This is a genomic window from Alkalibaculum bacchi (assembly GCF_937875145.1).
Lineage (GTDB): Bacteria > Bacillota > Clostridia > Eubacteriales > Alkalibacteraceae > Alkalibaculum > Alkalibaculum bacchi_A.
Genome location: NZ_CALNCS010000006.1, coordinates 1 through 5890, shown reverse-complemented (window position 1 = coordinate 5890; position 5890 = coordinate 1). Strand labels below are relative to the sequence as shown.

7 protein-coding genes and 1 pseudogene are annotated in these 5890 nt (G+C 34.6%); all 8 read left to right on the top strand.

Going from position 1 to position 5890, the window contains the following annotated elements; translation table 11 throughout:
* A partial coding sequence (locus tag Q7P22_RS00540; RefSeq protein ID WP_303859602.1) for a S8 family serine peptidase occupies positions 1-607 on the top strand: 607 nt, incomplete at its 5' end.
* Between the two features lie 38 nt (positions 608-645).
* Positions 646-1191, top strand: coding sequence for a hypothetical protein (locus Q7P22_RS00535; protein WP_303859601.1), 546 nt, complete (start codon positions 646-648; stop codon positions 1189-1191).
* Positions 1192-1366: 175 nt separating this feature from the next.
* Positions 1367-2434, top strand: coding sequence for a tRNA epoxyqueuosine(34) reductase QueG (queG, locus tag Q7P22_RS00530; protein WP_303859600.1), 1068 nt, complete (start codon positions 1367-1369; stop codon positions 2432-2434).
* A gap of 84 nt (positions 2435-2518) precedes the next feature.
* Entirely contained in the window at positions 2519-3946 is a 1428-nt protein-coding gene (locus tag Q7P22_RS00525; protein ID WP_303859599.1) for an Rne/Rng family ribonuclease, read from the top strand.
* Positions 3947-4230: 284 nt separating this feature from the next.
* A complete protein-coding gene (gene rplU / locus Q7P22_RS00520; protein WP_303859598.1) occupies positions 4231-4548 on the top strand; it encodes a 50S ribosomal protein L21 in 318 nt (105 codons plus the stop codon).
* 6 nt (positions 4549-4554) lie between these two features.
* A complete protein-coding gene (locus Q7P22_RS00515; protein ID WP_303859597.1) occupies positions 4555-4878 on the top strand; it encodes a ribosomal-processing cysteine protease Prp in 324 nt (107 codons plus the stop codon).
* A 16-nt stretch (positions 4879-4894) separates the two neighbouring features.
* Positions 4895-5182 carry a 50S ribosomal protein L27 gene (rpmA, locus tag Q7P22_RS00510; RefSeq protein WP_303859596.1) on the top strand — a complete coding sequence of 96 codons (288 nt, stop codon included), beginning with the start codon at positions 4895-4897 and terminating at the stop codon, positions 5180-5182.
* Between the two features lie 130 nt (positions 5183-5312).
* A pseudogene (locus Q7P22_RS00505) lies at positions 5313-5873 on the top strand (GTPase CgtA); the annotation flags it as partial.
* Positions 5874-5890 lie beyond the last annotated feature (17 nt).

The window sequence follows — 5890 nt, the reverse complement described above, 5'->3', positions numbered from 1 at the left end:
CGCTGGGATGCAATGGGTTTTAAATAATAGAGAGAAGTATAATATAAAAATTATGTCTTTATCCCTTGGCTCTAATCCAGATTTAAAAGAAAACGATGATCCCTTAGTAAAGGGCGTAAATGCACTATGGTCTAAAGGAATCGTAGTAGTTACTGCAGCAGGAAATGCAGGACCAGAAAGTACTACAATTAACTCCCCAGGGATTAGTCAAAAAGTCATAACGGTAGGGTGCTCCGATGCAAAGGGAACGATAGATATAAAAGACGACACGATTGCTGATTTTTCTAGCCGTGGTCCTACTATAACAAGAAAAACCAAGCCGGATTTAGTAGCGCCTGGAGTTAAAGTAAATTCTTTAAAGGCAAATAAGCAGTACCTACCTATTGCGAAGGCGATATTGTCAAAAGAAAGAGGTTATATTCAATTAAGTGGTACATCCATGTCCACGCCGGTAGTTTCAGGTGCTATAGCCCTGTTATTACAAAAGGAGCCTAATTTGACGCCAGATATTATAAAGAAGAGACTGCTAAAGTCAACAAATAAAATAATAGGTGGCAGATATGATCAAGGCAGGGGCTTGTTAAATATTAAAAAACTCTTATCATAATAAAATGGAAAAACTCATATAATGAACCAGGTGATGAAATGAAAAAATATACAAAAGCACTGATAATCGTTGCTCTTTTACTGATAGGTATAACAGTATGTAGATGGAAAAGTAACCAGGTAAGACGAACCAATAGTAGTATGTATCTAGGATATTTTACTCAAGTTCCTCCTAATTATGAAGAATTACTACAAGAGACTTATGGCGAGTCTCCATATTATGCTAATTTTGGAGATGTAAAAATAAGTATTGAAAAAACCATAAAGGAAAAATACTATATTGTCTATTCTTGGGTAAATGGTGATCAGAGTTACTTTGCGGTAAATTCAATTATTGAAAATACCAAGAAAAATAAATTAAACAAAGATGATTTTCATAGTATGTATATTAAGGATGACAAGGGAAATACACTCTTTCCCTTGCCATATTATAGTATCGTAGATTTTCCTTCAGATCAACCTCTAGGATGGAAGCAAATACTATACGTAAAATTTTACCCATTAGACAAAGATGTGAAGACTATAGATATATATATTACATACAAAGGGGAACAAAAAGTTATTGAAGACGTACCAGTATCCTAGGCTCTTACAAGCTTAGGATACTGGAGTGGTAAGAATTAAATAGATCTCCTAGGATTCCTCTTGGGTCGTAGTTAGAGGGGGAATTCTAAATTCTAAATTGCGTGAAGTGCAAGTCTGCTTTCTACTTATTCAGATTTATGGTATACTAACACTCATAAAGTATTGGTGACGGTAGATGAAGGATAGAATAATTGAAGAGGCTAAAAAATTAAATATTGATTTGATCGGGTTTACGGGTGCGGATATTTTTTACGAGGCTAGATCTGCAATGGAAGATAGAATAGATAGGGGAGATTTGTCTCCTTTTTTACCGCTAGATTTAGAAAAAAACACAAATCCTTTAAAAGTGTGGGATGAAGTAAAGTCCATTATTAGCATTGGAATCTTTTATAAGCACGACATTTTCTTTGGAGAGGATAAGTCAAATGGTGGCAAAATCTCTAGAGTAGCTTGGGGAAAAGACTACCACATTGTTTTAATGGACAAGATGAATAGCCTTATGAGTACCATCCAGGCAATCTATCCTCAATTAGAGTACAAGCCATTTACGGATAGTGGTTTTTTGTTAGATCGAGCTATTGCTGAACGAAGTGGATTGGGGTATTATGGGAAAAATGGATTTATCATCAATCCCCTCTATGGAAGCTACATATTCTTAGGTCATATACTCGTCAATGTAGACATTGAAGAAAATGCAAAGAAAATCGATTCTAAATGTGGCCTGTGTAAAAGGTGTATTACTGCCTGTCCTACAGGAGCCCTAGAGGAAGGACAAGGCTTTCATTCTAAGAAGTGTATATCCTACTTGACTCAAAAAAAAGAGTTCCTAAATAGAGAAGAAAGAAAATCTTTAGGCAATAGCCTCTATGGTTGCGATATTTGCCAAGAAGTCTGTCCTATGAATAAAGGAAGTCTTCTTTCAAAAGAAGGACAGTTTGCACCCGATTTTTTTATAGTAAAGCCAAAACTCAAAGATTTATTAGAGATGGACAATAAAACCTTTAAAAAAGATTATGGAAGTACAGCAGCAGGCTGGAGGGGAAAAAAGAATCTCCAAAGAAATGCCATCATTATAGCTGGTAATATACAAAGTGAAGAAAACTTTCAATTATTAGTAGATACATTAAAGGACAACAGACAAGATATCCGACGCTATGCCATGCTCTCTCTATTAGAGTATGGAGAAAAAGGAAGAGTTCTAGTAGAAAAAAGTTTAGAATACTATTACTGGAATGTAGTCTAACTGCTTAACTTTTTCTTGCCTATAGACGAGTATGTTTTTCTCATCAACCGTCTAATGAATCAACAAATCAAAGAGGTGGTTAACATGAATAGGATGATAATGGATGTTCAAGATGGTCAGATTTGTATTGCCATTACAAAAGAGGATAAATTAGACCATTTCTTTATAGAGAGAGCAACAGGATCTGAGCATTATGGAAATATTTATATAGGGAGAGTAGAGCAGATTAAACCAGGGATTCAGGCGGCCTTTGTCAATATTGGAGAAGAGAAAAATGGTTTGCTTCATCAAAAGGATATTCATCCCAATGATGAAAACCTGCCCATTGAAAAATGTGTTAAAAAAGGGCAAGAGTTGATTGTTCAGATTAAAAAAGAAGCGATTGGAGATAAAGGCCCTCGGTTGACTACAAAGTGTTCTCTATCTGGACATTTCCTAGTTTTATTGCCAATGGAAAAAAAGGTTTATATCTCTAAAAAAATTAAGAATACGGATGAAAAAAATCGATTAATAAAGATTGCAAAAGACCTTAAAGATCAAGATTATGGACTTATAGTGCGAACGGAAGCAGAAGGTGCAGAAGAAAAAAACATAAAAAGAGAATTAGATTATCTTCTTAGCAAGTGGAAAAAGGTAAATCCTATAGAAATTGCCCCCAAGCTATTGTTAAGAGATTCCTCTATTGTAGGCCGGATGATAAGAGATTACTATAATGAAGAGATGGATGAGATTATAGTAAATGGAAGAGAAATTTTAGAAGAGTTAGAAAGATATTTTAGTATCTACTTTTTAGAAAGTGTAGAGAAGATAAAATATATAGAACAACCATATCTCTTAAATTACTGCGGAGTAGAAGATCAGGTAAATGAATTATTTGATCGAAAAGTATGGTTGAAGAGCGGTGGATATATTGTTATTGATTATACAGAAGCTTGTACGGTAATTGATGTAAATACTGGGAGATTTACTGGTCATAATAATATGGAAGAGACCTTTTTAAAGATTAATCTAGAAGCTACTGAAGCAATAGCAAATCAAATTCGATTGAGAAATATCGGTGGTATTATTATCATTGATTATATAAATATAAAAAAAATGGAAGAACAGAAGATTGTAGTAGATTACTTGGAGAAATGCCTTGAAAAAGATAAGTTAAAGACAAAGATATATGGATTTACTGAGCTTTGTATTTTACAAATGACCCGAAAGCAGCAGGGAAAGAGATTAAATAGGATACAAACAGAGGAGTGTAAAATTTGCGCAGGGACAGGTTATCTTCCGAAGCAAGAAGTTCTATTTTACAAAGCTATGTCTATAATGGAAAGAAATAAGAATCTCTTAAAACAAAATACCCTTTTTCTTAAAGTGAATCCTTATTTAAAAGAACTCATTGTAGAAAAAAGAGAAAAAAATGAGCACAATGTAGTTCAAATGATTGAGGAGTATTATAAGGTTAAAGTGCAAATTGAAGTTAGTCCTTTTGTGGAGTTTGGGGAAATAATTATTTTTTAAGGTGGTCAGGTGGTCAGCAAATATGCGACTGACGTCGCAGTGAACGATGAACATGGAACAATGAATAATGAACAATTTGAAAGAGTAATAAGAATCGCATATTTGTGTTTTTCAATATAATAGTGTTTGTCGTTTGTTCGAAAAACTACAAAAAAATTTGACTTTGGACAAGCGTCTGTGCTATACTAATTTGACGTACGATGTACGTTGAAGCCGCACGAGAGAGGTTGTAAAGCCATTTGGCTACCTGGTAGGCGAGACTGGATTGAGGAGGTGTTTTATATATGTACGCAATAATTAAAAGTGGTGGAAAACAATACTGTGTTCAAGAAGGCGACATTATAGAAGTTGAAAAATTAAACGTAGCTGAAGGTCAAGCAGAAGTAAACTTTGAAGATGTTTTAGCTATTAACAATGGAGAAATGGTAGTTGGTACTCCAAATATTGCTGGTGCTGTTGTTTCTGCAGAAGTTGTAGAGCAAGGTAAAGGCAAAAAAGTGATTATCTACAAATACAAATCCAAAAAAGATTATAGAAAAAAACAAGGTCATAGACAACCATATACAAAAGTTAAGATTACTAGTATCTCAGCTGCAAAGTAATAGTCTATGATTAGTTGTAAAATCAATAGAAAAGATGGGCGTATTTCCTCTGTGAACATTGCTGGGCATAGTGGATACGACATCATTGGATATGACATTGTATGCGCCGCAGTATCCGCATTATCTATTACGGTGCTGAATGGACTTACTGAATATGTCAAAGCAGACATAAAGTACGAGATAAAAGACGATGGATATATTGATTTTGAAATACTGGATACAGATGATAAAATCAAGGCTTTGCAAATAGATGCTATTGTTGAAACTTTTTATCTAGGACTTAAAAGTATCGAATTAAATTACAGTGAATATATAAAAGTACAAGAATGAACGGAGGTGTACTAAAATGATAAAAATGAATTTACAATTATTTGCCCACAAAAAAGGGGTAGGTAGTTCTCGAAATGGTAGAGATAGTGAATCAAAACGATTAGGCGTTAAAAGAGCTGATGGACAATTTGTACTAGCTGGAAATATATTAGTAAGACAAAGAGGTACAAAGATTCACCCAGGTGTTAATGTAAAAAGAGGCGGAGACGATACTTTATTTGCAACAACAGACGGTATCGTAAGATTTGAAAGAAAAGGTAGAGACAAAAAACAAGTTAGTATATATCCAAGAGAAGCTATGTAAGATGACAGCCACCTCAAAATGAGGTGGCATTTTTAATAATTAAGCAATTTTAAATTGTTTTTATGGGCTATCTTAATAAAAAAGTGGGTATAACTAAGAATATATTGTTTCGCAAAGAGAGAGTGATAAAATGTTCGTAGATAGAATACAAATTGATGTAAAAGCTGGGAATGGTGGTCATGGGAGCATGGCTTTTCGTAGAGAAAAATACGTTCCTAATGGAGGACCGGCAGGTGGAGACGGTGGAAAAGGCGGAGATGTGGTTTTTAAAGTCGATTCTAATCTTAGAACGCTAGTGGATTTTCGATATAAGAGAAAACACGAAGCACCTTCTGGCGGAAATGGAGAAGGTAGTAATCGCTCGGGAAAAGCAGGTGAAAGTTTGATTATTGGAGTACCTCCAGGTACTGTAATCTTCAATAAAGATACTGGAAATATTATTGCCGACTTAACTGAAATAGATGAGCAAGTCATCATTGCAAAGGGTGGCAAAGGCGGAAGAGGCAATCAACATTTTGCCACTGCTACAAGACAAGCACCTCACTTTGCTGAAGGTGGCGAAAAAGGTCAAGAGCTTACGGTTGTGTTAGAATTAAAATTATTAGCAGATATAGGTTTACTAGGATTCCCTAATGTTGGGAAATCAACATTTCTATCTGTAGTATCAAAAGCAAAGCCAAAAATCGCGAATTAACATTTTACTACACT

Excerpts from the sequence above, each read along its gene's own strand:
- rplU (WP_303859598.1), top strand. The coding sequence starts at position 4,231 with ATGTACGCAATAATTAAAAGTGGTGGAAAACAATACTGTGTTCAAGAA.
- Q7P22_RS00515 (WP_303859597.1), top strand. The coding sequence starts at position 4,555 with ATGATTAGTTGTAAAATCAATAGAAAAGATGGGCGTATTTCCTCTGTG.
- Q7P22_RS00535 (WP_303859601.1), top strand. The coding sequence starts at position 646 with ATGAAAAAATATACAAAAGCACTGATAATCGTTGCTCTTTTACTGATA.
- rpmA (WP_303859596.1), top strand. The coding sequence starts at position 4,895 with ATGATAAAAATGAATTTACAATTATTTGCCCACAAAAAAGGGGTAGGT.
- queG (WP_303859600.1), top strand. The coding sequence starts at position 1,367 with ATGAAGGATAGAATAATTGAAGAGGCTAAAAAATTAAATATTGATTTG.
- Q7P22_RS00525 (WP_303859599.1), top strand. The coding sequence starts at position 2,519 with ATGAATAGGATGATAATGGATGTTCAAGATGGTCAGATTTGTATTGCC.